Raw genomic sequence first — 23,202 nt, forward strand, 5'->3', positions numbered from 1 at the left:
TTTCAAAAAACACATATGGCGTTTTCACTAAATCACTTACCCAAGCGAACTGAAAAACCAAGAAATGAAGGCCTTACTATGGGGCTGGATAAAGGGTACAGCGTTCGCCAGGCCGAAGACTTTGTAGAAGCTTGCTCCAACTATATTGATGTTGTGAAGCTCGGTTGGGGTACTTCTTATGTAACCCAAAACCTGGAAGAAAAGATTGCTGTTTATCATGATGCCGGCATCCCTGTTTACTTTGGCGGCACTCTGTTTGAGGCTTATGTACTGCGTGATCAGCTGGATGGATATGTAGAGCTGATGAATAAGTACGGCATAAAAAATGTAGAAGTCTCGAACGGCACCATCTGGCTATCTGATGAAAGAAAGCAGGCTATTATCAAAGAATTGAGTGCCGATTTTACCGTCTATTCCGAGGTTGGCAGTAAAAACCCAAACGATATTATCCCTCCCTACAAGTGGGTGCGTATCATTGAAAAGGAATTAACTGCGGGTGCCGAAAAAGTTATTTGCGAAGCACGGGAAAGCGGAACTGTTGGCGTTTTCAGGCCCAATGGCGAAGTACGCTCGGGTTTAATTGAGGAAATTACCGACCAGATACCTCAAGAAAAATTGATTTTCGAGGCTCCTCAAAAAGAGCAACAGGTTTGGTTTATTCGAAAGTTTGGAAGTAATGTGAATTTAGGAAATATCCAGCCCTCTGATGTCATTTCTGTAGAAACACTCAGGCTTGGCCTTCGGGGCGATACCCTATTAGACTTTTACTCATTAGACGATGATGAGGATCTCAATAAAGTCATGAAAGACAACAACGCAATCTCTAACGAAGAGTAATCACTGAGAGCATATATTTATGAAAATTCTTTACGTTGCAGCAGAAATTTCCCCCTTTGCACGCATGACCTACACCGCCGATTTACTTCGGTTCTTGCCTGCATCACTTCAAGACAAAGGATTCGAAATTCGGATTCTGCTACCTAAATACGGTTCCATCAACGACCGCCGCAACAGGCTCCATGAGGTTATTCGCCTTTCGGGAATCGAGGTAGAAGTTGGAGAAAACACCGAGAGCATGAAAATAAAAGTGGCCAGCATTCCTAATGCAAAGCTGCAGGTTTATTTTTTAGATAACGACACTTATTTCAAGAGAAAAGGGCTGTTTAAAAAGCCTGATACCGATGAGTTTTATGAAGATAACGATGAACGCCTGGCTTTCTACAATAAAGGCGTGCTGGAAACAGTTATTAAGCTCGGCTGGGAACCGGATATCATCCACTGCCATGACTGGCCTGCTGGTTTGATTCCGCTTTTAGTACGAACTAAATACAAAGACGAGAACATCTTTAAAAACACTCAGATTGTATATAATCTGCATCACCCCATCAATGAGGGAGATTCAGATTCTGCAAGAGTGTTAGAACTTCTCGGACTACCGGCCGATACCGATATCGACAACCTGACGGAAGAAGGCAGGGTAGATCTTCTTAAACTTGGACTAAAATACAGTGACCATGTTGTTACAGGTAATTACCTGAAAGATGAATTTGATGACATGTTCAATGATTTGGGCATCAACCCTAAAAAGATTCAGGGTTCCCCCGAAGACGTATCTGACAAGTTTGCCGAGTACTATCGGTCTATTTCTGACGCCGAATAATAGATAGAGAACAATTTAAATACTTATTTAATGAGCAGAACAAATAAGGGCTTTTTTTCCTTATGTATTTCACTGTTAACCTTAGTTATAATTTTTAATGGATGTGAGGATCCCGGTAGCGTTGGCAGCGATTTTGTTGAGCGACCCCGTTTAACCTTCGACACCTTATCTATATCACAAACTGAGGCCCTGAGTTACAACGCTTATTCCGGAAGGCTTAGCTTTATTCCCTTTGGAAAGTACTCCGATCAACTATTTGGAGAGGTTGACGTTCTCAGCCTGGTTCAACCCTCGATAAACCCGCCGGTTGATGATTCGATCGATGTCGATGAGAACTTCCAGCTTAAAATGCGGATTCAGCTCGACAGCCTGCCCCATTACGGTGATACGCTTTCACAGTCGAGTTTCAACATTTACGAAATTTCTTCGGATTGGAGGGGGCGTTCCATTCAAATCGATGACCAAGTTCAGTATTCCAACCAGGTGGGCTCTTTTACCGTTGGCGATGAAGAAGACATCATCGTAGACTTAAGTCAGGATTGGGTAGATCGCTATAAGAATTTCTATTTCAATGAAAGCACCAGCTCAGATTCACTCTATGCGAATCAAATGAAGGGACTGGCTTTAGTTGCCGATCAAAACAACTCCAGAATTTCTTTTGCCCGGGCAAGCAACTTTAATTTTATGATTGTGAATGGTGTGGAATCAGACACCACAGATACTGTTAGTGTCCCCCTCATGGACTGGGGATTTACATTAGAGCGCACAGGAGCTGTAAACTCTCCTAACACATTTCCCCTCCATTCTACCCTCGAAGGAATGATGAAAATCATTATGCCAAATGATGTGTTAAAAGAAGAAAGTCAGTCGGAAAATATAATCCGGGCCGACCTTGTTTTCTATGAGGCTGAAGACGAAATGAACCAAAGCCTTCCAGCAAATCACAACAGGCCACCTGTCAACTTCTTAAACCTGTATTTGGAACCTGATATTGAGCCGGTTTATGAATATCAATTCGGCGCTACCATAGGAAGCTCCGATGCTGAAACCGATGATGGTGTATTTAAAATCAACATTACCAATTACGTTAACAGCGTACTTTTTGGTGAGCAATCCGAAGATGAGTTAGTAATTGGTACCCGCAGCACTCCCGGACAACTGAGATCAACACTCATTTATGACTTTACCGCACCAGAAAACCTTCGGCCAAAGTTAATTATCACCTCCTTAGCTGATCAACAATAATAATGAAGACAATTAACGGACTTATATTATTAGCTCTTTTTCTTTTCCCTGCTAAAGAGTTATTTGCACAGGTTGAGGGCGCCAGCCAAAGCAGAAGCGGGTCATTTTACTCGCTTTTCGGGCTTGGCTTTCCTACTGATAACAGCAACCCCAGAGAATTGGGGATGGGAATTTTAGGTGTTTCCCTGCACAGCGATGATTCCAATACGCTTCAAAACCCTGCGTTATGGGGTACCAATGTATTCACTTCGGCGTCATCCGGTTTTAATCTTACACAGTTCAGAGCTTCCAGCGAATCTACTAACAGTGTAAACCAGCTTCTGGAAGCGGGGTACTTACAGTTTACTTTTCCCATCATGAGGGAAAAAGTTGGGATGTCAGCTTCTTTATATTCTGTAACCCGCTCCAGTTACCGTTTTGTTACTTTAGATTCTACTGCTACTTCCCCTTCTGAAATGCTTAGTTATGCGTCAGACATTCGCGGTTCGGGCGGCGTTAATAAGCTTGAATTTGGCCTCGGTTGGAAAATAAATAATAACATTGCTATCGGTTATGCTCCCTCTCTAACGTTTGTTTCCCAAAACAACTCAGAGGACGTCTTCTTCAGTCAATCCGGATATGGAACCAGTAATTCTGATGCTAAAATTACCGGAACCGCTATGGGCCACCGGTTTGGAACATTGATAACACTCCGTGAACTATTTAACTCCTCTGACCGACTTACTTTTGGTGCTTCAGCTACATTGCCTGTGACCATCGATGCCAAAGAAAAAACGACCGTGACTAAGTTTGTGAACGGGCGGGAGCAGGAAGTGCTTTTGCGGGACCCAAAGCGGGGTGAAATTACATTACCGGTAGAATTAAATGCCGGATTGAGTTATTATCCAACCAGTTTGGTGAACTTCTCCCTTGAAGGGTTGTTTGAGCAATGGAGCAGTTACGAGTCCGCTTTTGACCAGAGCAGTGAATTGTCTTATATGAAAGATCGTGTTAAAGCCGGATTGGGGGTGGAATACCACCCATACAGGACTAACTCGACGAAGTTTTTGTCAAATTTCAGGTATAGCGGAGGGGTTTCTTTCGATTCCGGACACCTGAATATTGAGGGACAGGATATAAACACTCTTTGGTTTTCTGCTGGTTTAGGAATAATTTCTCCAAATCCAAGGACACGCTCTTCTGTGGATATCAGTATCCGCTATGGGTTAAGAGGAACAACCAATAATGATTTAATAAGAGAAAATATTTGGGCTTTGAATTTGTCCATAAACCTGTCGGAGCTTATGTTTTTCCGGCAAAAATTAAATTAAGCTACTAACTCACTGATATAATAATTAAACTATCTCATTAGTTTAATAGATAAATGGTATAAACAATACAAGATCGATGAAGCAACTGATTACACTATTAGGGATTCTTTTTGTTAGTTCTTCCCTTACACAAGCACAAGCAAACTGTCAAGAAACACCTCCTGAGGGGCTTTCTCCAATTGCTGCCTATTCTTTATTCTATGAGAACTTTCGGCAAGGTGACTACGACTTTGCACTCAAATACGGGAAGTGGATGGCTTGCGCTAAACCGGAAAAACTAGAAGGCAACCCTCAGTTTAAGCTGGAAAAACAATACGAACGTTTAGTTACAATTTATGATGAAATTGCCCGAACCAAGGAAGACCCCGGCGTAAGATCGGCTCACCTCGATACCGCACAAACACTTTTAAATGAAAGTCTCGAGCTTTTTGGAGACTCTCCCGAAAGCAGGTTTGACATTATATTTGACAGAGGTCGCTTCTATCAGCAGAATTACGATTACATAGAAGATGGCCTTCAAAAAGCATATGCTGACTATGCCACACTTTTTGAAATTAACCCGGAAAGAGCCATTGACATGGGAGACGGTTATTATCTCCGACAAGCGCTCGGAAACCTTGTAGACAAAGGAAACAAAGAAAAGGCCCAGGCTTTAATTGATATCGTGAAGCCTCTTGTAGATGGCGAGAAGCTTGAATACATAGAAGAGCAACAGCAGGAACTTCTTGGTTCTCCGGAAGAGCAGATCGCTTACTTCACCCCTATTGTGGAAGAAAATCCCAATGATCTTGCTGCCTGGAAAGCCCTTGAAGGCGCTTATGAAGAGACTGAAAACCGCCAGAAGCGAAAAGAAGCTCTTATCAAGATTAATGAGCTTGATCCGACTTATGATTCAGCCCATCAGCTTGCTGAGCTAGCAAAAGGTAATGCAAACTATTCTGAAGCAGCTAAATATTTTAATGAGGCCTTAGACCGTACTTCTTCAGATCAAGATAAAGTTCAGCTGTACCTTAACCTGGCTGATGTAAACATTAACCTTGAGAAACTAAGTGTTGCCAAAGGTCACGTTCAAAACGCATTGAAAATTGATCCTAAAAACGGTAACGCATACATCAAAATGTCTACCATTTATGGAGCAGCCATTACACAATGTACCAGCGACCGTAAGCTTGAAGCTCAGGATCGTGTGGTTTACTGGTTAGTGGTAGATTACCTGAACAGAGCTAAGAAAGAAGACCCTTCTGTAACGACCACGGTAAACCGACAGCTTCCGAACTATGAAGCAGTAACCCCTACCACAGAAGACAAGTTTTTTACCCTGAATCTGGAGAACGGACAAGAAATCAAAGTGGACGGTTCCCTGATGCCTTGCTACAGCTGGATCAACGAATCCACGACTGTACGGTAATCGGATTGGGTATCAACAAAAACATTTGTATCTTTTTCTTATCTACTAAATTCAACGGTGCGGATCTTTAAATCCGCACCTCTTTTTCCCTTCCCTCCTTTTCAAGTCACATATACATTTGAATCTCACTTTTCGATTTCGGGAGAAGGATAAATAACACATATAAGCTAATGGCACGTAGAAAAAATCGTAATAAGAACAAACGAAACCGTAATAATAATAAAGGCGGAAACGTATTTATCCCCAAGTTTTATTGGAAAAACAATCAGGGGATAGCCGGCCAGTATGCCGGGGTCTTAGAAATTAATTCTAAGGGATGGGGCTTTATCCGTAAGCTGGATTACGAGTTTTCTTATCAGCCTAAAGATCCTTTTTTGAAACCCGATGAAGTGAAGGAGCTGGATCTACGCCCCGGCCTGGTGTTAGAAGGAGAGTTTGAGGAAGATAACAAAGGTCATAAGCATGTTGCCTCGGTAGATGTGGTAAATGGCCGGCCGGTGGAAGCCTGGACTAAATCCAGTCGCTTTGAACGGCAAACCCCCATCATGCCTGTTGACTGGATTAAAATGGGGTACAATGCTGATGACGTAGAAATGAGAGTTCTGGATTTGGTTGCTCCCATCGGGAAAGGTCAGCGCTCGCTTATTGTAGCCCCTCCGCGAACCGGTAAAACTGTTTTATTGAAGAAAATCGCCAAAACCCTCAATGACAATTATTCTGATGATATTCACGTAAGTGTTCTTCTGGTTGATGAACGCCCGGAAGAGGTGACCGATTTTATTCGTTCTACACAGGCTGAAGTATTTGCTTCCTCTAACGACAAAGACACACAAAGCCATATCAGAATTACGGAAATGGCTCTTGGGTATGCCAAGCGTAAAGCTGAGATGGGAGAGGATTCTGTGCTTCTGATTGACTCACTGACTCGCCTTGGACGTGCTTACAATGCTGTTCAGTCCAATAGCGGGAGAACACTTTCCGGGGGGCTGGACATCCGTGCACTCGAAATACCTAAAAAGATCTTTGGGTCTGCCCGGAAAATTGAAGGGGGCGGTTCACTTACCATCATTGCTACCTGCCTGATTGAAACAAACTCCCGAATGGATGATTTGATTTTTGAGGAGTTTAAGGGAACCGGTAATATGGAGCTGGTTTTGGATCGCGAGTTGGCTAACGACCGAATTTACCCGGCTATCAATATTTCTGCTTCGGGTACCCGAAACGAGCACAAGTTTATCACCGATTCTCTTGAAGAGCGAAATATGGTGCGCCGTTACTTGCTTAAGAAGTCTCCTAAAGAGTCTATGCTCGGCCTGTTGAAGGTGCTCAAGAATACTGACAGCAACCAAGAGCTACTGAACCAGATTGCTGCCCTGGCTTAAAGTCAGTGCTTCATATCCCATGGCAAATTGCCCCAGGTTATTATCCATGAAAAAGAATCCTTGGGTTGGCCAAACATCCAGATTCCTGATTTCGCAGGAATGTCGGTTTAACGGGTTGAAGAACGCGCTTAAAAAACCCTTTTCATAACGAACAGTTACGCTACCGGAACGGATGGATCAATCTCTGAAGCCCAGGCTTTCATTCCGCCTTTAAGATTCGCCACATTCTCAAAGCCATTATTTTCAAGATAAGAAACGGCCTTCGAACTTCTGCCACCGCTACGGCACATCACGATCACTTCCTCGTTTTTTTTGTCCTCAATCTCTTTCATCCGGTTTTCGAGCTGACCTAAGGGGATGTGTTCTCCATCCAGGTTTGAAACCAGGTATTCCACATCTTCTCGGACGTCGAGCAGGAAGAAGTCTTCGCTGGATTCTCTTTTTTCTTTCAGTTCTTGTACGGTTACTTCTTTCATGTCTTTTTATTCTGTGGTGTAACGATCTAATTTAAATTGTTTGCCAAGGTACAACTGCTTGGCTTTTTCATCTTCGGCCAATTTATCAGCTGAGCCTTCCATCAATATCTTCCCTTCGAACATAAGATAAGCCCGGTCAGTGATAGCGAGTGTCTCATGTACATTATGGTCGGTAATAAGAATTCCAATGTTTTGGTGCCGCAGTCCCGATACAATTTGCTGAATATCTTCCACGGCAATGGGATCAACTCCGGCAAATGGTTCATCCAGTAAAATAAATTTCGGATCTGTAACCAACGCGCGAGCTATCTCCGTGCGGCGTCGTTCTCCACCCGACAAGCTGTAACCTTTGCTGTTCACAACTTTGTGAAGCCCAAACTCCTCAATAAGCTTATCAACTTTACGGTCTATTTCTTTTTTGGGGATAGAAAGGAATTGAAGTACGGCCTCAAGGTTTTCGCGAACGGTCAGGTTACGGAATACGCTGGCCTCTTGAGCAAGATAACCGATACCCATGCGCGCCCTTTTATACATGGGTTCGCCCGTCAGGTCTTTTTCATTCAAAAATATCTTTCCGGCATTGGGGCGCACCAGCCCAACCATCATGTAAAATGTGGTGGTCTTTCCGGCCCCGTTTGGGCCCAGCAGCCCTACAACTTCACCCTGCCGTACATTAATCGATACATCATCCACAACCGTTCGCTTGCGATAGCGCTTTACCAGGCCCTCGCTGTGCAGTTTTAATTCCGGTTGGGTTTCTGTACTCATATCAGGGTATTAAGCTACGGAAAGAGAATCAAGAATAGACTCAAAAATAGGCTTTCCATCCTCAGAGCCCAGGATTTTCTCCATAGCTCGTTCCGGATGGGGCATCATTCCCAGCACATTTCTTCCTTGATTACAAATTCCTGCAATATGATCGATAGAGCCATTGAAGTTGGCCGCTTCGGTAAGGTCTCCGTTCGCATCGCTATACCTGAATAAAATCTGATCATTATCCTGCAGCGACTTCAACCCTGTCTGATCAATAAAGTAATTGCCTTCGCCATGAGAAACCGGGATATCAAAAACGTCTCCATTTTTTAGAGAACTCGTAAATAGGGAATCTGTGGTTTCGCACCGGATAAATACATTTTTACACACAAATTTCAGCTTGTGATTGTGCATCATGGCTCCCGGAATCAAGCCGGCTTCAAGCAAAATCTGGAATCCGTTACAGATTCCCATTACCGGCCCGCCTTTCTCGGCAAACTTTACTACTTCCTGCATGATGGGAGAGAAGCGTGCAATTGCTCCGGAGCGGAGGTAATCACCATAAGAAAATCCGCCGGGGATAATTAAAAAATCGATACCGGACAGGTCGGTATCTTTGTGCCAGAGGAATTTCACCTCACAATTCATCACGTGCTTCATGGCATGATAGGCATCATGATCGCAATTAGAGCCTGGGAATACTACTACGCCAAATGTGGCCATTGTTCTATCCTTTTATTTCGGTAACAAGTTGAATTTCTTTTAACACTCCATCAATACGAAGGCACTCTTCAAATTCGCCTTCGTGCACCAGCGCTTTCCCTTCGTTGTGAACTTTCCAGGTTTTATCTTCCGCTTCCGACAAACTGCATCCGGTGGCCTTCATCAGCTGGGAAATAACCTCATCAAAGGTGTGAATGTCATCATCGTAAAGAATCAGTCGCCAGGGCGTATCAACCGCCTCTTCTACTTCTTCTTTCTCTTTGGTTTTCGTGGTTTTTTCTACTTCGGTCCCAGACAACACGAGTTCATCGATATGTTGAGCGTGCAGAAACATGAATCAGGATTCGATGGTAATTTCGAAATCTTCCATTACTTCGTTGGCCAGCAGCTGTGCACAAGCTGACTCAACAATTTCTTTAGCCGCAGATTCATCTTTTGCATCCACATCAAGCTCAATAAACTTTCCAATACGAACCTGCTGAACTTCATTTAAACCAAGGTTCTGAAGGGCGTGATGAGCGGCTTTACCTTTAGGGTCCAATATAGATGGACGGAGCGTTACATTTACTTTCGCTTTGTACATAGTTGGGCTTCATTTAAGTGAGTGCCAAAGTTAACCTTTCTGCAACTTAGCTGCTAACTCTGTTTAAAGGATCAGAATACAGAATTCTGAGTTCTTTCATTTATTCTAACCTACTTTTGACTTTGTTTCTCATTTCATCAACATTTAACTCGTCCGCTTCCAGCCAATGAATAAACTCCCATCTCCTGAACCAGGTAATCTGTCGCTTGGCATATCGGCGGGTACTTGTTTTGATTTTTTCCACGGCTTTTTCCAGTGTCCAATCCCCCTCCAAATACTTGATGATCTCTTTATAACCCACTGTATTCAGTGATTGTAATTCCCTTGAATGTCCCGACCCTAAAATTGATTTCACTTCGTTCACCAGACCTTGCTCTATCATATTATCCACTCGCTCATTGATGCGGTCGTAGAGTTTTTGCCGTGGCCATTTTAGTCCAAATACGACCGTATCTTTATCCGGGTGAATTTCATCGTTGCTGTGAAAGCTGCTGAAGGGCTTCCCGGTTTGCATCCACACATCCAGCGCCCGGATAATTCGTTGCCGATTCATGCCATCCATTTTTTCTGCATACTCGGCATCTACCTCTGTTAACATTTCATACAGTGACTCAAGCCCTTCGTTCTCGATCCTGTTTTCCAGCTTAGCAATATTAACCTCATCCGACTCCGGCATCTCGTTGAAGGGTTGAATCAAGCTCTGCAAATGAAGTGTGCTTCCCCCGGCATAAATAACATGAGATGACTCTTTTAGAATTTCTTTTTCCCACATTTCCGCTCTTTTCTGAAAATCCATGGCAGAATCTTCTTCATCCAAGCCCAGCAGGGAAATGTTGTAATGCTGAACCCGCTCTAATTCTTCTGTTGAAGGCTTTGCTGTTCCTATATTAATATGCTTATAGCATTGGCGTGAATCTGCCGAGATAATAGATGTTTCAAGTTCCTCAGCAAGCTGTAGAGAAAGCTGGGTTTTACCGGCTGCTGTTGGACCTAAAAGTATAATTCGCAAAGTGAGGAGTATGTTATGTGTTAATGTGGACGTATTTCTATGCCCAGAATATAATTATTACCCGTGAACACATTAACACGTAAATACTTAAACACGTTACATATCAAAACGGAGAGAAATCCGGTGGGTAAACCCTAAATCGCTGGATGCTCCTGCAAAGCTTGTGAATCCATAATCCAACACAAAAGAGGAAAGCTTGAGGCCAAGACCAAGGGTAGGAGAAATCGAAAAGCCTGAAACCGGATCGGTGATGAAATCTGTTACCCCGGCTCGAAAAGCGATCACATCTTTATAGGAAATCTCACTTCCAACATGTGGTTCAATACTCATTCTGCCCAGATTAATGTAATAAGCTTGTCGATTCTCAAAAAGCAAATCCAAATCTGCTGCTGCAGAAAACATGAAGTCCGCTCCGATTGGGAATAACTTTGCAGCTCCTAATTTTACAGCGGGAAGCACAAACTCGTTTTGACCGGTCGGAAGGGTAGCTCCTAGACTGTCAAATTGAGCTTCGTAATCACCGAATGCTGACTCGTTTACATCCCACATTTTTTGCATGGTGGTGATATCATGAACAGTTATACCAAAACTGGCAAAATCAGCCCGGTACTTTGCACCAATGTCCAGGCTGTATCCCCACGCTTCAGCAAAGGGGCCCAGTTTCTGACGGATGATTTTAGCTGAAGCTCCATAAGATAACTTTTCGGTTTTCTGAGTTGCGTATGAAAAGAGCAGTGCCATATCGGCCGCGCTGAATCGGGTGATATAGGATTCAACATCCTGCCTGGGCTGATCGCGCTCCCGGTCCCAGGCATTCAATGTGTTGGCAATGTTATCCACTCCCTGACGGAAAAAACTGATGGAAACCACCCCATTATTTGATTTCAGCGGAAGAGCAGCGGCCCCGTAATCATAGCCCACTATGCCGCTGAACCGCTCGGAGTGCATATACATAATTTGCGGTGTTTCGACCTCTGCCAGTCCTGCCACATTCCAGTAAGCTGAAGTTACATCGCCGGTTAGCGCTGCATGAGCACCTCCCATTCCGAGTGCCCGGGCACCGCTTCCGCTAGTTAGAAAGTCGTTTCCGTACTTCGCCTGTGTAGCCTGAGCGAATGTAAAGACAGGAAGCATCACAGTAAATAAAAGCGCGGGGAAGAATCGGTTCATCAAAAAAACAGCGATAAATTAATAGTTACTGTAGCGCTTTAAACGATATATTCTGTGACTTATTTGGGATGAAAATTGCGCTTTCTGCGGTTGCAGAGAGAGCCAGTATTTCTTAGTATAAGCACACTCCACTGAAAGGGCAACTGTTGGTTGAAAATTGCCTTTTAACCCATTTAAATAATGCATTTATGAAATTTTCTGTATCGAGCAACGAACTCAATAAAGGGCTTTCGGCCGTGATTGGAGCCGTGCCTTCCAAAGCTACGCTTCCTATTCTGGAAACTATTCTTTTTGAAAGCGAAGATGGAAAACTCAAACTCACAGCTACCGACCTGGAGATTTCCATTATCGAGTACATCGATGCAGATATAGAAGAAGATGGTGCTGTTGCCATTCCCGCCCGCAGGTTGCTTGAGACCCTGCGTCAGCTTCCAAACATCCCGGTTTTCTTTGATGTGGACGACCGTAAGAATATCAACTTCCGCACCGACAAAGGTACTTATAAGCTGGTGGGAGATGATGCCGATGAGTTTCCGGAAGTGCCCAACCTTGATGAAGGAACCAACATCAATACCACTACGGAATTGATGAACAATGCTATTCATAAAACCTTGTTCGCCGTTTCCAGCGACGACCTCCGTCCGGCTATGATGGGTGTATATTTCCAGATCGGAACGGAAGAAAGTAAATTTGTGGCAACCGATGGCCACCGTCTTGTTAAGTACACCAACAAAGAAATTACTGCCGATAATGACGTGAACTTCATTGTTCCGGATAAAGCATTGAGCCTCATACAGAAAACCATTGATGGTGATGAGTGCGATCTGACGGTTACCGAAGATCATGCTCGTTTTAAGAGCGGGGGCACCATCGTAATCACACGGCTCATCAATGAGCAGTACCCGAATTATGATTCTGTTATTCCGCGCGATAACGACAAATTCCTGACCATCAGTAAAGAGCAGATGCTTTCTACCGTAAAACGGGTCGCTATCTTCTCAAGCACTACAACCCGTCAGATCCGGTTACAACTCGGTTCCGACAAACTTACCATTCGCGCCGAAGATCTGGACATGAGCAGTGAAGCCAAAGAGACGATCGAGTGCGAGTATTCAAATGAAGAAATGGAAATCGGTTTTAATGCCAAGTACCTGGGTGATGTGCTCAGCAATATCGATGATGAAGAAGTGACTTTTGAGTTTTCTTCACCAAATCGCGCCGGTATCGTAAAGCCTTCGGAAGAGAATGAAAACGAAGATATTCTAATGCTGGTGATGCCGGTGATGCTCAACAGCTATGCCTGATGAGTCAAATAATTACTCTCACATCTGATTTTGGTCTGCAAGACCATTATGTGAGCGCTATGAAGGCGGTCATCCTTGGGATTGCTCCCGACGCCCGCCTCATCGACATCTCTCATGACATTCCTCCACAGGATATTATGGCCGGGGCATGGGTGGTTCGCAATGCAGCCTTTCTTTTTCCGCCCGGTACCGTCCATCTCGTGGTTGTGGATCCCGGCGTGGGTACTCCGCGTCACCCGATTGCCCTGAAAGTAGGGGATCAATATTTTGTTGGGCCCGACAATGGAATCTTCTCTCTTTTTTTTGATGAATTTGATTATGAGGCGGTGAAGATTAACAACAAAAAGTATTGGCGGCAGGAAGGCTTATCCAAAACCTTTCACGGTCGGGATGTTTTTGCCCCGGTTACCGCCCATCTCAGTAACGGTGTTTCCTTTGACGAAATCGGTGAGCCGATAGAGGAGCTGGTTACCTATCACTGGGCTGTCCCCATTGCAGATAAAGACGGACTTCAGGGCTGGGTTGTTCACATAGACCGCTTTGGCAACCTTATTACCAATATTTCTGAGCAGCTTTTCGAGGAACACATCAAAAAGAAGGATGTAAAGATTTACGTGGGTAACACCATGCTCAAAAAGATTGTAACTACTTTTGGGGATGTGGAAGAAGGCGAGCCCGCTGCATTTATAGGAAGTTCCGGGATGCTCGAAATTGGCATCAATAAAGGAAATGCCGGACGGATGTTAAGTGTTGACAAAGGCGCACAGATCTCCATCGTGCTACAGAAGTGATTTTTTGAGTTATAGCCTCTATTAACTTTTCCAAAGTTAACAGGGATTTTAAATCAGTTACCTATCGCATGCTAACTTTGGAAAAGTTAGCATGGGCGGGAAACCACCTGTAACACGAGCGGCGATTAAGCGTATTCACCACAAAAAAATGATTGGTTTATATGACACTTGAATTACGCTCCCCCATTGACGAAAGAGCCGGGATTTCCATCCCTGACGAAGTTTCCACCCTCTCCACACCTTTCAACGGTACCGTTGGCTCCAAAGAAGGGGATGAGTATCAGGTTAAGAACAACATTATAGATCTGCTTGGGAAAGAACCCGAATTCACCTCTATTGCTCAAAGCACCAATCACTGGAAGCTGACAGCGGCTATTTATGAAGACATCTGGCGTAAACGGTCTCTTTCTCTTTTATCTGGTGAAGAATTCCCGATAGAGAAAGAACATGAGCTGCTGATTGACTGGTCAGCCCCTAAAGAAAATGGACTTTATTTAGATCTTGGTTGTTCTACGGCTCTTTATGGACGCGCACTAAAAGCCGCTCAGAAGAAAGCCCACATTGTAGCTCTGGATTTTTCCTATCAGATGCTGGAGGAAGCCCGTCTTAAAGCCGAGGCTGACGAAACAGATATGTATTTTCTAAGAGCGGATGGCCGGGAGCTTCCGTTCTTTTCTAAAACCTTTGACGGCATCGTTATGGGGGGTACACTTAATGAGCTCACAGAGGAATTGAAAGTGCTGTATGAAGCCAAGCGTGTGATCAAAGATGATGGTGTTTTCTTTATGATGCACCTGATTAAATCGGATGCCTGGTATGGTCGTTTACTTCAGGAGTCTGCGGCTATTGGCGGGATTAACTTCTGGACCGTTGAGGAAAGCAACAAGCTGTTTAACCAAGCCGGCTTCAATGTGGAAGAGCAATTGGTTAAGGGCATTGTCTGCTTTAGTAAACTTACGCCTGCTTAAGCGAAATGATGAAATTTAAATGTTGAATGTTAAATGGATGCAGTCTCATTTAACATTCATAATTCAGCATTAAAAATTTCATCACATTTGTTCGGGGGCGGTTATTCCTAAAATACTCAGTCCGTTTCTCAGAACCTGTGCAACGGCTTTAGCTAATTCCATTCGGGCCTGAGCCAATTTCTCATCTTCTCCTAGAATTCTGCAATCATGATAGAAGCTCGTGAAATCTGAGGCCAGTTGATTTAAGAAGGTGATTACATGATGGGGCTCTCTAAGTCGTGCAGCATTGGCCACCGTATTTGGAAACTTCAGCAAAGTTTTGATGAGCGTTATTTCAGCCGGGTGATCTAACTTACTCAAATCAACTTCCCCGGAAAAATCATATTCCTCTTCTACCTTTCGGAGTATACTTGAAATTCGGGCATGTGCATATTGGAGGTAGAATACCGGGTTCTTCTCTCCGGCTTCTTTGGCCTGGGCGATATCAAATTCAAGATGGGTATTGGGAGAACGCATCAGGAAGAAAAAGCGGGTTACATCGGCCCCTACTTCATCCATGAGCTCGTCCAGCGTTACAAAGTTTGCCTTTCTTGTGCTCATCTTAAAAGGCTTTCCGTCTTTTACGATCGTCACGAATTGATATACAACCACATCTACTTTGTCTGGGTCATATCCTAAAGACTTGATTCCCGAAAGCACATCCGGATAGGTAGCGATATGATCGGCTCCGAACACATCCACACACAAATCAAAGCCACGATCCAGCTTGTTGGCATGGTAGGCAATATCCGGAAGGCGATACGTGGGTTCTCCGGTGCTTTTTACCAGAACGGTATCCTTGTCTTTTCCGAATTCGGTAGTTTTAAACCAAACGGCTCCGTCTTTATTATAAGCAAGATCCAGCTCTCTCAGCTTTTCAATGGTTTCCTCAATCTTTCCGTCTTCATACAGACTATGCTCATTGAAATAGGAATCCATTTTTATGCCCATCCGGTCCAGTGTGCGGCTGATGTCAGCAAATATCTCTTCTTCAGCCTTTTCTTTGAATGGCTTCTCATCTTCAGCATCGATCAAGTCCTCTCCAAGCTCATCAACCAAAGCCTGAGCGATGTCACGAATGTATTCACCTTCATAACCACCCTCAGGGAATTCATCGCTCTGTCCCAATAGCTCCAGATATCGGGCTTGTACGCTTTTCCCCAACACACGCATTTGCCGGCCCGCATCATTGAAATAATATTCGCGCTCTACCTTGGCACCGGTCCATTCCAGAAGACGGGAAACCGTATCACCTAATACTGCATTGCGGCCATGACCCACGGTAAGCGGACCTGTAGGATTAGCACTCACAAACTCAACCAATATCTTACTTCCATTATTGGTATCCGTTTTTCCGTATTCCGAGCCTACAGTCAGGATTTCGGCCAGCTCATCAAAAAGATAGTCTTCGGCGAACCGAAAATTTATAAATCCGGGTCCGGCTATTTCTACGGCAGAAATTTTCTTCTCGTTATATTCCAATCCGTCCACAATCTGCTGAGCAATAGCCCGGGGGTTATTCTTCAGGGGTTTTGCCAGCATCATAGCCACATTGGTAGATGCATCGCCGTGTTCGGGCTGATTCGGTTCCTCGATACGTATTTCTGGTTTTTTTTCCAGCTCAAACTGATCCAGCGATTTGCTGATGACCTCAACTAAATATTCTTTCATGAAAAAATGGGTTTCAAAATTCACCCCAAAGATAAGGGAATTGCGCCTTAGGATACATCTCTTTTAGTCTGCAATTGTAAGGGCAAATATGAGCAATGCAATTACCAGAATAAGAACATAACCGAACAACATTAGTATCACTTTTGCTATTACCTTAATGGTGCTTTGGCCAAAAAACTCCTTCAGGTAACTGTACATGTAATAGAATAAAAGGATGGATGCCAGACCACCTATGCCAATGTTCAGTATTCTTGCCAGCCCCATCTCGGTGTATATTTTCAAATAATGATCCGTGATAGCCCGAACGATAAACAGAAAGAACAGTACGGAATGAAGATGTAATGCAAGTACTAATGACTCGAGATAATATTTGGCTTGTTTTCGATGAATAAGATGAATAACACCCGCAAAAGCCGGGGCAAACAGGATTATAAATGACTTCATGAAGTTGGTGAACTGATCTTCATTGCCATTCAGGTCAAAGGAGTTCATGAAAAGAATACTATTTACATCCGTGATGGAAAGCACAAAAAAGTAGAGCGCACTAAACGTGAAGTAGATCCTGAAAGGGGAGATATAGCGCTGCCTTATTCCGGATAAGTATTCTTTAGTGATATGGCCTGGTTTTAGAAAAAGCTCTTTAAGCGTTTTCAACACCCGGTTATCAATATTGAACATTGTATCAATGGAATCCTGGGTAACAACCGAAAGCGAAAGGTTTCCTTCATAAAACTTTTGTCCGCAGTTTGCACAAAAATTTCCGGTCCTTTTGGTACCGCAATTCAGGCAGGATGTTACTGTTGGTTCTTTCCGGGCTTCCATTTCCGAAAATAGCAAAGATTTGATCTTTTTCATCCACAAATAAAAAAGGAGCCCCTACAAGGCTCCTTTAATGAAATAAAACTGATACCGTGTGATGTTCTATTTAGTCATCGCCTCAATAAGCTGTTTAAACTGCTCAAAAGTGCGGGGATTATTCTCCACTTTAGTTCCATTAATGAAAAAGGTAGGAGTTGAATTTACATTCAGGTTTAAACCTTCCCGTTTATCGGCCATAACCTTCCGTTGCATATCAGCCGAGTTCATGTCGTTTCTGAACTGCTCCATATCCAGGCTCAGGCTTTTGGCATATCCTATAAAAATGGCTTCTGCATTACCGCGCGCCCACTGCTCCTGCCCGGTAAAAATCATGTCGTGCATTTCCTGATATTTGCCCTGCTCCCTGGCTGCCTCAGCAACTCTTGATGCCAATTGAGCATACTCGTGCATATTAAGCGGAAAGTGCTTGGTGGTAATGGAAATGGCATCTCCATATTCCTGCTTCAACTGTTCTTCGATAGATACAAAATATTTACAGGCCGGGCATTGGTAATCGCTGAACTTTACTATGTTAATTTGTGCATCTGATTCTCCTGAATCTTGTGCAAGCGCCGTGCCACTGAATAAAATTGCAAACAGAGTGAGTAAAAATAGTCCTCGTTTCATGTCGTCATCCCTTCTTTCTTCTTATGATGATTTACTTTATCAAAATGTCGTTTTAAGATACCACTCATTTTTTCAATTATCTGTGGAATCTGTCCGATTTGATTCTCTTTTCCGAATGATAAACGCACAAACTCCCTCGCTTCTTGTTCTTCTTTTCCAATGGCTGTCATCGTTTTGTTCGGTTTCTCTGAACCAACCTGACAGGCACTGCCTGTAGAGATAGCTAAACCAGCCTGACTGCATTCCAGCATAAAAAACTGTCCTTCCATTCCGGGAAATCTCAACCCTAAAATATTCGGCACTCTTTGCGATGGGTGTCCTTCAGCCACAACCTCAAACTCTAGTTTCATCAATTCTGAAAGCATTTCTTCCCTAAACTTCTGAATGCGATGCTGCTCTTCATTCATCTGCTGAGTAATCAGTTTTGCTGCTGTGGCAAAGGCCGCAACAGATGGCACATCACTGGTTCCGGGTTTAAATTTCTTTTGGTTATCGGAATCGGGAAAGACTGGCTTCCAGTCCACTTTGGGGTTCATCCAAACGGCCCCGCACCCTTTGGGTCCATATATTTTATGGCTTGAAATGGAAATAGCGTCCACATTCAGTTTTTGTACATCAACGGGTAAACGGCCAAAACTTTGTACACAATCACTGTGAAGCATGATTCCTTTTTTACGTAGAAAAGCGCCTATTTTTTTCAGATCCTGAATAGTCCCTATTTCTGAATTCACATGCTGAATAGAAGCCAAAACGGTGTCTTCTCTGACCAATGTTTGCAGTTTCTCAAAATCCACCTCGCCAAATTTATTCACAGAAACTACCGATACTTCATACCCTTCCTGCTTTAGTTTTAAAAACAGGTTTCTCACCGAAGAATGCTCGATGGGCGTGGTAATCAGGTGTCCGGTTTTTTCACCCAGCGAATTCAACAATGAATAGATGGCCAGAAAACTCGACTCCGAAGCTCCGGAGGTAAAAAACACATCTTTGGGCCGGGCATTAATAGTTGAGGCTAATGTCTTTGAAGAGGCTTCCAGAATTTGTTTAGCCGAAGAGCCTTCATCATGCATACTGCTGGCATTCCCGAAATAATGCTTCGAGACATTCACATACACCTCCAGCGCTTTGTCACTGACGGGCGTTGTAGCAGCATGGTCCAGGTATATCATCGATGATCGCTCTTATGTTTAAAAAAAGGTATCTTTGTTGCCCTTTGAAAATAGACAAATAAATCGGCCGATTCACTTTTATGAACCATCTTGAGCTAAAAGAAATTCTGACCAATGCTTTTCGTGAAGATATTGGAATGGGCGACCTGACATCCAATTCCATTTTTCCACATAATCAGTTTGGGAAAGGCACTTATACCGCTAAGGCCGGTGGCGTTTTAGCCGGACTGGAAATTATCGAGACAGGATATAAACTATTGAATGACTCGGTCAAGGTTTCTCTTCATAAAAACGACGGCATGCCGGTTAAAAAAGGAGAAGTGATCGCTGAAGTAGAAGCACCGGTACAGGTTTTGCTTAGCGGAGAACGGGTAATCCTTAATTTAATTCAGCACCTTAGTGGTATTGCCTCTTCCACCCGACATGCTATTGAACAACTCGGCGACCCAAGCATCACCATAACCGATACCCGAAAAACCTTACCCGGATTACGCTCACTTCAGAAATATGCCGTTCGCTGTGGTGGAGGTCGAAACCACCGCCTCAGGCTGGATGACGGGGTCATGATCAAAGACAATCACATTAAAGCGGCCGGTAACATAAAAAGTGCGGTGGAGCTCGTTCGCGCGCGGGTTGGGCATATGGTGAAAATTGAGGTAGAAACGGAAAATAAAAAGCAGGTGCTGGAGGCGGTAAAAGCTAATGCGGATGTGATTATGCTCGACAATCGTTCCCCGGAAGAAGTAAAGGAACTCATACAATTAATACCGGACCATGTTGTTGTTGAAGTCTCCGGCGGCATCACCCCGGAGAATATTGCCGGTTATAAAGAATGTGGAGCAGATGTAATTTCCCTGGGCTGGCTGACCCATTCGGTTAAAGCCCTGGATATTAGTTTTAACCTTGAATGAGGACGTTTCTGAAAAAGCGAATTCATTGAATTTTTTCTTAACTTTGTTGTTGTTCAATAACTTGAATTAAATCAGCTCGACTTTAACAGGCCTTCGGGTTTTGTGACATCGCAGCACATGTGAGTTTTATGGAAGTTTTAGATGTTTTAGAGATTGAATCCGAAGTATCCCTTCCCAAGCGATACAGTGAGCTTTCCCGGGAAGAAATGGAAGCCCGTATTCGGGAAATCAAAGCTGCCTTTGGCGATCGTCTTTTTATACCCGGCCACCATTACCAAAAGGATGAAGTAATACAGTTTGCTGATGCCCGGGGCGATTCCCTGAAACTCGCTCAAATTTGTGCCGAAATGCCCAATGCTGAGTTTATCGCATTCTGTGGCGTTCACTTTATGGCCGAAACGGCTGATATGCTCACCGGGCCTGATCAAAAAGTAATTCTTCCCGATATGCGCGCCGGTTGTTCTATGGCCGACATGGCCGATATCGATCAAACCGAGTTGGGCTGGGTGAAAATGCAGGAAATTTGGGGTGATACCATTTTGCCCCTTACCTACGTAAACTCTACCGCAGCCATCAAGGGCTTTGTGGGCAAACATGGGGGTGCTACGGTAACTTCCTCGAACGCCAAAAAAATGCTGGAATGGGCTTTCACTCAAAAAGAACGCATTCTGTTTTTACCGGATCAACATTTGGGCCGAAATACGGCTTTTGATCTGGGTGTGTCTTTGGACGAAATGGCCATTTGGGCTCCCATTGAAGGTGAGTTTATCTATGATGGTGATTTTGAAGATGTGAAAGTTATTCTCTGGAAAGGGCACTGCTCGGTTCACGAGAAGTTCAACATCAAGCACATCGAAAACCTTCGCAAGCAGGAACCCGATACCAAAATTCTGGTTCACCCCGAATGTACTTATGATGTAGTTCAGGCTTCCGATTACAACGGCTCCACCAGCTTTATCATTGATACCATTGAGAACGCCGAGCCCGGCTCCAAGTGGGCCATTGGCACCGAAATGAACCTGGTAAACCGCCTTGCACAGGAAAACCCGGATAAAGAGATTGTATCCCTGAACCCGTTTATGTGTCCTTGCCTGACGATGAATCGCATTGATCTTCCTCACTTACTGTGGGCGATGGAGAAGCTGGAGCAAGGCGAAGTGGTTAATCAGATCACAGTACCTGAAGAAGTGGCGAAAAACGCTGTACTTGCCTTAAATCGGATGCTGGAGCGGTCTTAGTTAATCGTTTCATTTAAAGTCATTCCTGCGCAGGCAGGAATCCGGATGGACTTGCCGACCACGTGCCGGAACTAGGTACTGATATTAAGTCAGCCCGGAACACAAACCAACACTTCACGGTACATCTTTTCGTTAGTAAACGCTTAATCCTTCCTATAAAAATTAGTACATTCAGGAAACGCAGTTCCATGATGAGATCAAGACCGCTATTATTTACCCTATTTATTCTGTTTTGCCCGATTTTCGCCTTTGCACAGGGCGGACAACAAGGGGCCGATAATTCCCTTTTGCCGGAAATCAATCCTCAGGATATTGAGATTCGAAGTGAATTCCAGGCTCGCTTCCCGGGCCTCCGGCGACAGCCCATTTTGGGCTTCAATCCCAAGCCGCGGGTTTTCCAGATCGACCCCAACCGCATGCCGTTTATGGAGACGAGGGAAGAAGCTGTTGCCGATATTTCTGTAACTCAACTCGGCCGTCCTGAACCTCCCCAACGATCTGTCCTCACCAACCCTGACCGCATCAATGCATATATAAGGGGTGGTTTAGGGAGTTATGTCACTCCCGAATTGAATGGATATGGGTTTTATAGGCTCAATAAGAAAAGCCTGGTTACTGCTGATCTAAATGTGAGGGCTTCTGACGGACATTTAGATAATCAGGAAAGCTCATTCCGATATATAGATGCTAATGTAAGTTACATAACCAGCGTTCAGGATGACCTCAGGCTTACCGTTGATGTAGGTGGGTTGAGCGATTACAATGACTTGTTCAACCTCTCTGATAATTTACAGCAGAATTTTATCGGTAAAACTTCCGACAAAACATATAACGGCGGCTCTGCTCAGATTTCTCTACACAAAACGATGAATACGTTACACGGCTGGAAGGCAAGTTTAGGCGGGAATGTCTTCAACTCCTCTTTAGATGCAGGTAACTCCGGGCTTTCCGGAGATTTGGATGAGCGGGTCGGTCATGCTACATTTTCTTATTACTGGCCTGGAAACCGCCTTTACGAAACCTTTGATATTACCGCTTCACTAGAGGCCGGAAATTATTCTACTCCCACGGCAGCAGATCAGAGCTGGGTTGATGCTAAAGCCTCTTTTGAATATGAGCGCTTGCTGAACTTCAACACAAGAATCAGTGGAAAGGGAGGAGTTGAATATATATCTGACCCTGCCGGAAGCAAGGTCTATTTTGTTCCTGAAATCCGGGTGAAATATAATTTAAGTAATGCACTTTCTATCTCAGGGACGGCCTTCGCAAAACCTGAAATGCAGTCTCAGCAATCACACCACCAATACAATCGCTTCCTTAATGTGCAGAATCAACTTCGTCATGCTTATCATCTTGGGGCCACCGGGGAAGTTAATTTCCAGCTGTTTGATGGTAATCGCATTTTTGGTGGCGTGAATTATCGTCATGTTAAAGATTATGCTTACTACCAGCGTCAATTAATACCACCATCCAACAACCCCGGTTTCTATTCAATAAACTACGGCGATGCCAACATTTTTGAACTCTACGCAGGAGCAAGCCAGCAATTAGTCCCCGAAAAATTCTGGTTTGATGGAAAAGTGTATGTACGCAGCCCAAAACTAAGCGGAGGTGGTTTCATCCCTTATGAAGAAAAACTGGGGGTGGAAGGTGCTGTTTCATATAAAGTGATAAAAGAACTTACAATTAACGGATGGGCAGAATATATTGGCTCTCGGGAAGCGCCGGCAGCAAACTCAGACTTAAATGCTTACGTACTGCTTAATGCCGGAGTTGAATATCAAATTAATGATACCTTTGGCGTTTATGCCAAACTATTAAATCTTTTGGGACAGGAATATGAAATTTGGAATGGTTATCAGGAACGACCATTTCAGGTTTTCGGAGGTTTAACCATAAAATTCTAA

General features: G+C 44.0%; 23 protein-coding genes. 12 read left to right on the forward strand and 11 right to left on the reverse strand.

Features of this window, described 5'->3' with window-relative positions; genetic code table 11:
* The first annotated feature begins 15 nt into the window (after window positions 1–15).
* The 6 genes from ABFW99_RS06945 (at window position 16) to rho (ending at window position 7,005) form a co-directional block, all read left to right on the forward strand.
* Entirely contained in the window at window positions 16–837 is an 822-nt protein-coding gene (locus tag ABFW99_RS06945; RefSeq protein ID WP_349354790.1) for a phosphosulfolactate synthase, read from the forward strand.
* 19 nt (window positions 838–856) lie between these two features.
* Window positions 857–1,660, forward strand: a complete 804-nt coding sequence (locus ABFW99_RS06950) for a glycogen/starch synthase (protein WP_349354791.1) — start codon at window positions 857–859, stop codon at window positions 1,658–1,660.
* A 30-nt stretch (window positions 1,661–1,690) separates the two neighbouring features.
* Window positions 1,691–2,905, forward strand: a complete 1,215-nt coding sequence (locus ABFW99_RS06955) for a DUF4270 family protein (RefSeq protein WP_349354792.1) — start codon at window positions 1,691–1,693, stop codon at window positions 2,903–2,905.
* A 2-nt stretch (window positions 2,906–2,907) separates the two neighbouring features.
* Window positions 2,908–4,215: a hypothetical protein gene (locus tag ABFW99_RS06960; protein ID WP_349354793.1), complete on the forward strand. Its 1,308-nt coding sequence runs from the start codon at window positions 2,908–2,910 to the stop codon at window positions 4,213–4,215.
* 76 nt (window positions 4,216–4,291) lie between these two features.
* Window positions 4,292–5,623 (forward strand): tetratricopeptide repeat protein, encoded by a 1,332-nt coding sequence (locus tag ABFW99_RS06965; protein WP_349354794.1) that lies wholly within the window; start codon window positions 4,292–4,294, stop codon window positions 5,621–5,623.
* A 170-nt stretch (window positions 5,624–5,793) separates the two neighbouring features.
* Complete coding sequence (gene rho / locus ABFW99_RS06970) at window positions 5,794–7,005, forward strand: transcription termination factor Rho (RefSeq protein ID WP_349354795.1); 1,212 nt, start codon at window positions 5,794–5,796, stop codon at window positions 7,003–7,005.
* Between the two features lie 155 nt (window positions 7,006–7,160).
* Here rho and ABFW99_RS06975 read toward each other — a convergent pair whose 3' ends face one another.
* The 7 genes from ABFW99_RS06975 to ABFW99_RS07005 form a co-directional block, all read right to left on the reverse strand.
* The gene (locus ABFW99_RS06975) at window positions 7,161–7,481 is read right to left on the reverse strand and encodes a rhodanese-like domain-containing protein (RefSeq protein ID WP_349354796.1); all 321 of its coding nucleotides are present in this window, start codon (window positions 7,479–7,481) and stop codon (window positions 7,161–7,163) included.
* 6 nt (window positions 7,482–7,487) lie between these two features.
* Window positions 7,488–8,249, reverse strand: a complete 762-nt coding sequence (lptB, locus tag ABFW99_RS06980; RefSeq protein WP_349354797.1) for an LPS export ABC transporter ATP-binding protein — start codon at window positions 8,247–8,249, stop codon at window positions 7,488–7,490.
* Window positions 8,250–8,258: 9 nt separating this feature from the next.
* Window positions 8,259–8,957, reverse strand: coding sequence for a phosphoribosylformylglycinamidine synthase subunit PurQ (purQ, locus tag ABFW99_RS06985; protein WP_349354798.1), 699 nt, complete (start codon window positions 8,955–8,957; stop codon window positions 8,259–8,261).
* A 4-nt stretch (window positions 8,958–8,961) separates the two neighbouring features.
* Window positions 8,962–9,291, reverse strand: a complete 330-nt coding sequence (locus tag ABFW99_RS06990) for an ATP-dependent Clp protease adaptor ClpS (RefSeq protein ID WP_349354799.1) — start codon at window positions 9,289–9,291, stop codon at window positions 8,962–8,964.
* Window positions 9,292–9,294: 3 nt separating this feature from the next.
* Complete coding sequence (gene purS / locus ABFW99_RS06995; protein WP_255134217.1) at window positions 9,295–9,540, reverse strand: phosphoribosylformylglycinamidine synthase subunit PurS; 246 nt, start codon at window positions 9,538–9,540, stop codon at window positions 9,295–9,297.
* 100 nt (window positions 9,541–9,640) lie between these two features.
* A complete protein-coding gene (gene miaA, locus ABFW99_RS07000; RefSeq protein WP_349354800.1) occupies window positions 9,641–10,549 on the reverse strand; it encodes a tRNA (adenosine(37)-N6)-dimethylallyltransferase MiaA in 909 nt (302 codons plus the stop codon).
* 96 nt (window positions 10,550–10,645) lie between these two features.
* Window positions 10,646–11,719: a PorV/PorQ family protein gene (locus ABFW99_RS07005; protein ID WP_349354801.1), complete on the reverse strand. Its 1,074-nt coding sequence runs from the start codon at window positions 11,717–11,719 to the stop codon at window positions 10,646–10,648.
* A 188-nt stretch (window positions 11,720–11,907) separates the two neighbouring features.
* Here ABFW99_RS07005 and dnaN point away from each other — a divergent pair, with 188 nt between their 5' ends.
* The 3 genes from dnaN to ABFW99_RS07020 all read left to right on the forward strand — a co-directional run bounded on the left by dnaN (window position 11,908) and on the right by ABFW99_RS07020 (window position 14,782).
* Complete coding sequence (dnaN, locus tag ABFW99_RS07010; protein WP_349354802.1) at window positions 11,908–13,023, forward strand: DNA polymerase III subunit beta; 1,116 nt, start codon at window positions 11,908–11,910, stop codon at window positions 13,021–13,023.
* Window positions 13,023–13,814, forward strand: coding sequence for an SAM hydrolase/SAM-dependent halogenase family protein (locus tag ABFW99_RS07015; RefSeq protein ID WP_349354803.1), 792 nt, complete (start codon window positions 13,023–13,025; stop codon window positions 13,812–13,814). Before dnaN ends, ABFW99_RS07015 begins: the two co-directional genes overlap by 1 nt.
* A 161-nt stretch (window positions 13,815–13,975) precedes the next feature.
* On the forward strand, window positions 13,976–14,782 hold the full coding sequence (locus ABFW99_RS07020) for a class I SAM-dependent methyltransferase (RefSeq protein ID WP_349354804.1): 807 nt from the start codon (window positions 13,976–13,978) through the stop codon (window positions 14,780–14,782).
* An 81-nt stretch (window positions 14,783–14,863) separates the two neighbouring features.
* Here the strand turns inward: ABFW99_RS07020 and argS are convergent, their stop codons facing one another.
* The 4 genes from argS to ABFW99_RS07040 form a co-directional block, all read right to left on the reverse strand.
* Complete coding sequence (gene argS, locus ABFW99_RS07025; protein WP_349354805.1) at window positions 14,864–16,492, reverse strand: arginine--tRNA ligase; 1,629 nt, start codon at window positions 16,490–16,492, stop codon at window positions 14,864–14,866.
* A 63-nt stretch (window positions 16,493–16,555) separates the two neighbouring features.
* Entirely contained in the window at window positions 16,556–17,347 is a 792-nt protein-coding gene (locus ABFW99_RS07030) for a DUF3667 domain-containing protein (protein WP_349354806.1), read from the reverse strand.
* 66 nt (window positions 17,348–17,413) lie between these two features.
* Window positions 17,414–17,977, reverse strand: a complete 564-nt coding sequence (locus ABFW99_RS07035) for a DsbA family protein (RefSeq protein WP_349354807.1) — start codon at window positions 17,975–17,977, stop codon at window positions 17,414–17,416.
* A complete protein-coding gene (locus tag ABFW99_RS07040; protein ID WP_349354808.1) occupies window positions 17,974–19,146 on the reverse strand; it encodes an IscS subfamily cysteine desulfurase in 1,173 nt (390 codons plus the stop codon). The genes ABFW99_RS07035 and ABFW99_RS07040 overlap by 4 nt, the downstream gene beginning before the upstream one ends.
* A gap of 80 nt (window positions 19,147–19,226) precedes the next feature.
* Here ABFW99_RS07040 and nadC point away from each other — a divergent pair, with 80 nt between their 5' ends.
* The 3 genes from nadC (at window position 19,227) to ABFW99_RS07055 (ending at window position 23,202) form a co-directional block, all read left to right on the forward strand.
* The gene (gene nadC / locus ABFW99_RS07045) at window positions 19,227–20,057 is read left to right on the forward strand and encodes a carboxylating nicotinate-nucleotide diphosphorylase (protein ID WP_349354809.1); all 831 of its coding nucleotides are present in this window, start codon (window positions 19,227–19,229) and stop codon (window positions 20,055–20,057) included.
* 128 nt (window positions 20,058–20,185) lie between these two features.
* Entirely contained in the window at window positions 20,186–21,295 is a 1,110-nt protein-coding gene (gene nadA, locus ABFW99_RS07050; RefSeq protein ID WP_349354810.1) for a quinolinate synthase NadA, read from the forward strand.
* 188 nt (window positions 21,296–21,483) lie between these two features.
* Window positions 21,484–23,202, forward strand: a complete 1,719-nt coding sequence (locus ABFW99_RS07055) for a hypothetical protein (RefSeq protein WP_349354811.1) — start codon at window positions 21,484–21,486, stop codon at window positions 23,200–23,202.

The sequence above is a fragment of the Gracilimonas sp. BCB1 genome (assembly GCF_040117685.2).
Classification (GTDB): Bacteria; Bacteroidota; Rhodothermia; order Balneolales; family Balneolaceae; genus Gracilimonas.

What these genes read in the sequence shown, in the direction of transcription:
- ABFW99_RS07005 (WP_349354801.1), bottom strand. Translation starts at nt 11,719, where the DNA reads ATGAACCGATTCTTCCCCGCGCTTTTATTTACTGTGATGCTTCCTGTC.
- ABFW99_RS06955 (WP_349354792.1), top strand. Translation starts at nt 1,691, where the DNA reads ATGAGCAGAACAAATAAGGGCTTTTTTTCCTTATGTATTTCACTGTTA.
- purQ (WP_349354798.1), bottom strand. Translation starts at nt 8,957, where the DNA reads ATGGCCACATTTGGCGTAGTAGTATTCCCAGGCTCTAATTGCGATCAT.
- ABFW99_RS06975 (WP_349354796.1), bottom strand. Translation starts at nt 7,481, where the DNA reads ATGAAAGAAGTAACCGTACAAGAACTGAAAGAAAAAAGAGAATCCAGC.
- dnaN (WP_349354802.1), top strand. Translation starts at nt 11,908, where the DNA reads ATGAAATTTTCTGTATCGAGCAACGAACTCAATAAAGGGCTTTCGGCC.
- ABFW99_RS06965 (WP_349354794.1), top strand. Translation starts at nt 4,292, where the DNA reads ATGAAGCAACTGATTACACTATTAGGGATTCTTTTTGTTAGTTCTTCC.
- purS (WP_255134217.1), bottom strand. Translation starts at nt 9,540, where the DNA reads ATGTACAAAGCGAAAGTAAATGTAACGCTCCGTCCATCTATATTGGAC.
- ABFW99_RS07020 (WP_349354804.1), top strand. Translation starts at nt 13,976, where the DNA reads ATGACACTTGAATTACGCTCCCCCATTGACGAAAGAGCCGGGATTTCC.
- nadA (WP_349354810.1), top strand. Translation starts at nt 20,186, where the DNA reads ATGGAAGTTTTAGATGTTTTAGAGATTGAATCCGAAGTATCCCTTCCC.
- rho (WP_349354795.1), top strand. Translation starts at nt 5,794, where the DNA reads ATGGCACGTAGAAAAAATCGTAATAAGAACAAACGAAACCGTAATAAT.
- ABFW99_RS07030 (WP_349354806.1), bottom strand. Translation starts at nt 17,347, where the DNA reads ATGAAAAAGATCAAATCTTTGCTATTTTCGGAAATGGAAGCCCGGAAA.
- ABFW99_RS07015 (WP_349354803.1), top strand. Translation starts at nt 13,023, where the DNA reads ATGAGTCAAATAATTACTCTCACATCTGATTTTGGTCTGCAAGACCAT.
- ABFW99_RS06960 (WP_349354793.1), top strand. Translation starts at nt 2,908, where the DNA reads ATGAAGACAATTAACGGACTTATATTATTAGCTCTTTTTCTTTTCCCT.
- nadC (WP_349354809.1), top strand. Translation starts at nt 19,227, where the DNA reads ATGAACCATCTTGAGCTAAAAGAAATTCTGACCAATGCTTTTCGTGAA.
- lptB (WP_349354797.1), bottom strand. Translation starts at nt 8,249, where the DNA reads ATGAGTACAGAAACCCAACCGGAATTAAAACTGCACAGCGAGGGCCTG.
- ABFW99_RS06950 (WP_349354791.1), top strand. Translation starts at nt 857, where the DNA reads ATGAAAATTCTTTACGTTGCAGCAGAAATTTCCCCCTTTGCACGCATG.
- ABFW99_RS07055 (WP_349354811.1), top strand. Translation starts at nt 21,484, where the DNA reads ATGATGAGATCAAGACCGCTATTATTTACCCTATTTATTCTGTTTTGC.
- ABFW99_RS07035 (WP_349354807.1), bottom strand. Translation starts at nt 17,977, where the DNA reads ATGAAACGAGGACTATTTTTACTCACTCTGTTTGCAATTTTATTCAGT.
- ABFW99_RS07040 (WP_349354808.1), bottom strand. Translation starts at nt 19,146, where the DNA reads ATGATATACCTGGACCATGCTGCTACAACGCCCGTCAGTGACAAAGCG.
- ABFW99_RS06990 (WP_349354799.1), bottom strand. Translation starts at nt 9,291, where the DNA reads ATGTTTCTGCACGCTCAACATATCGATGAACTCGTGTTGTCTGGGACC.
- ABFW99_RS06945 (WP_349354790.1), top strand. Translation starts at nt 16, where the DNA reads ATGGCGTTTTCACTAAATCACTTACCCAAGCGAACTGAAAAACCAAGA.
- argS (WP_349354805.1), bottom strand. Translation starts at nt 16,492, where the DNA reads ATGAAAGAATATTTAGTTGAGGTCATCAGCAAATCGCTGGATCAGTTT.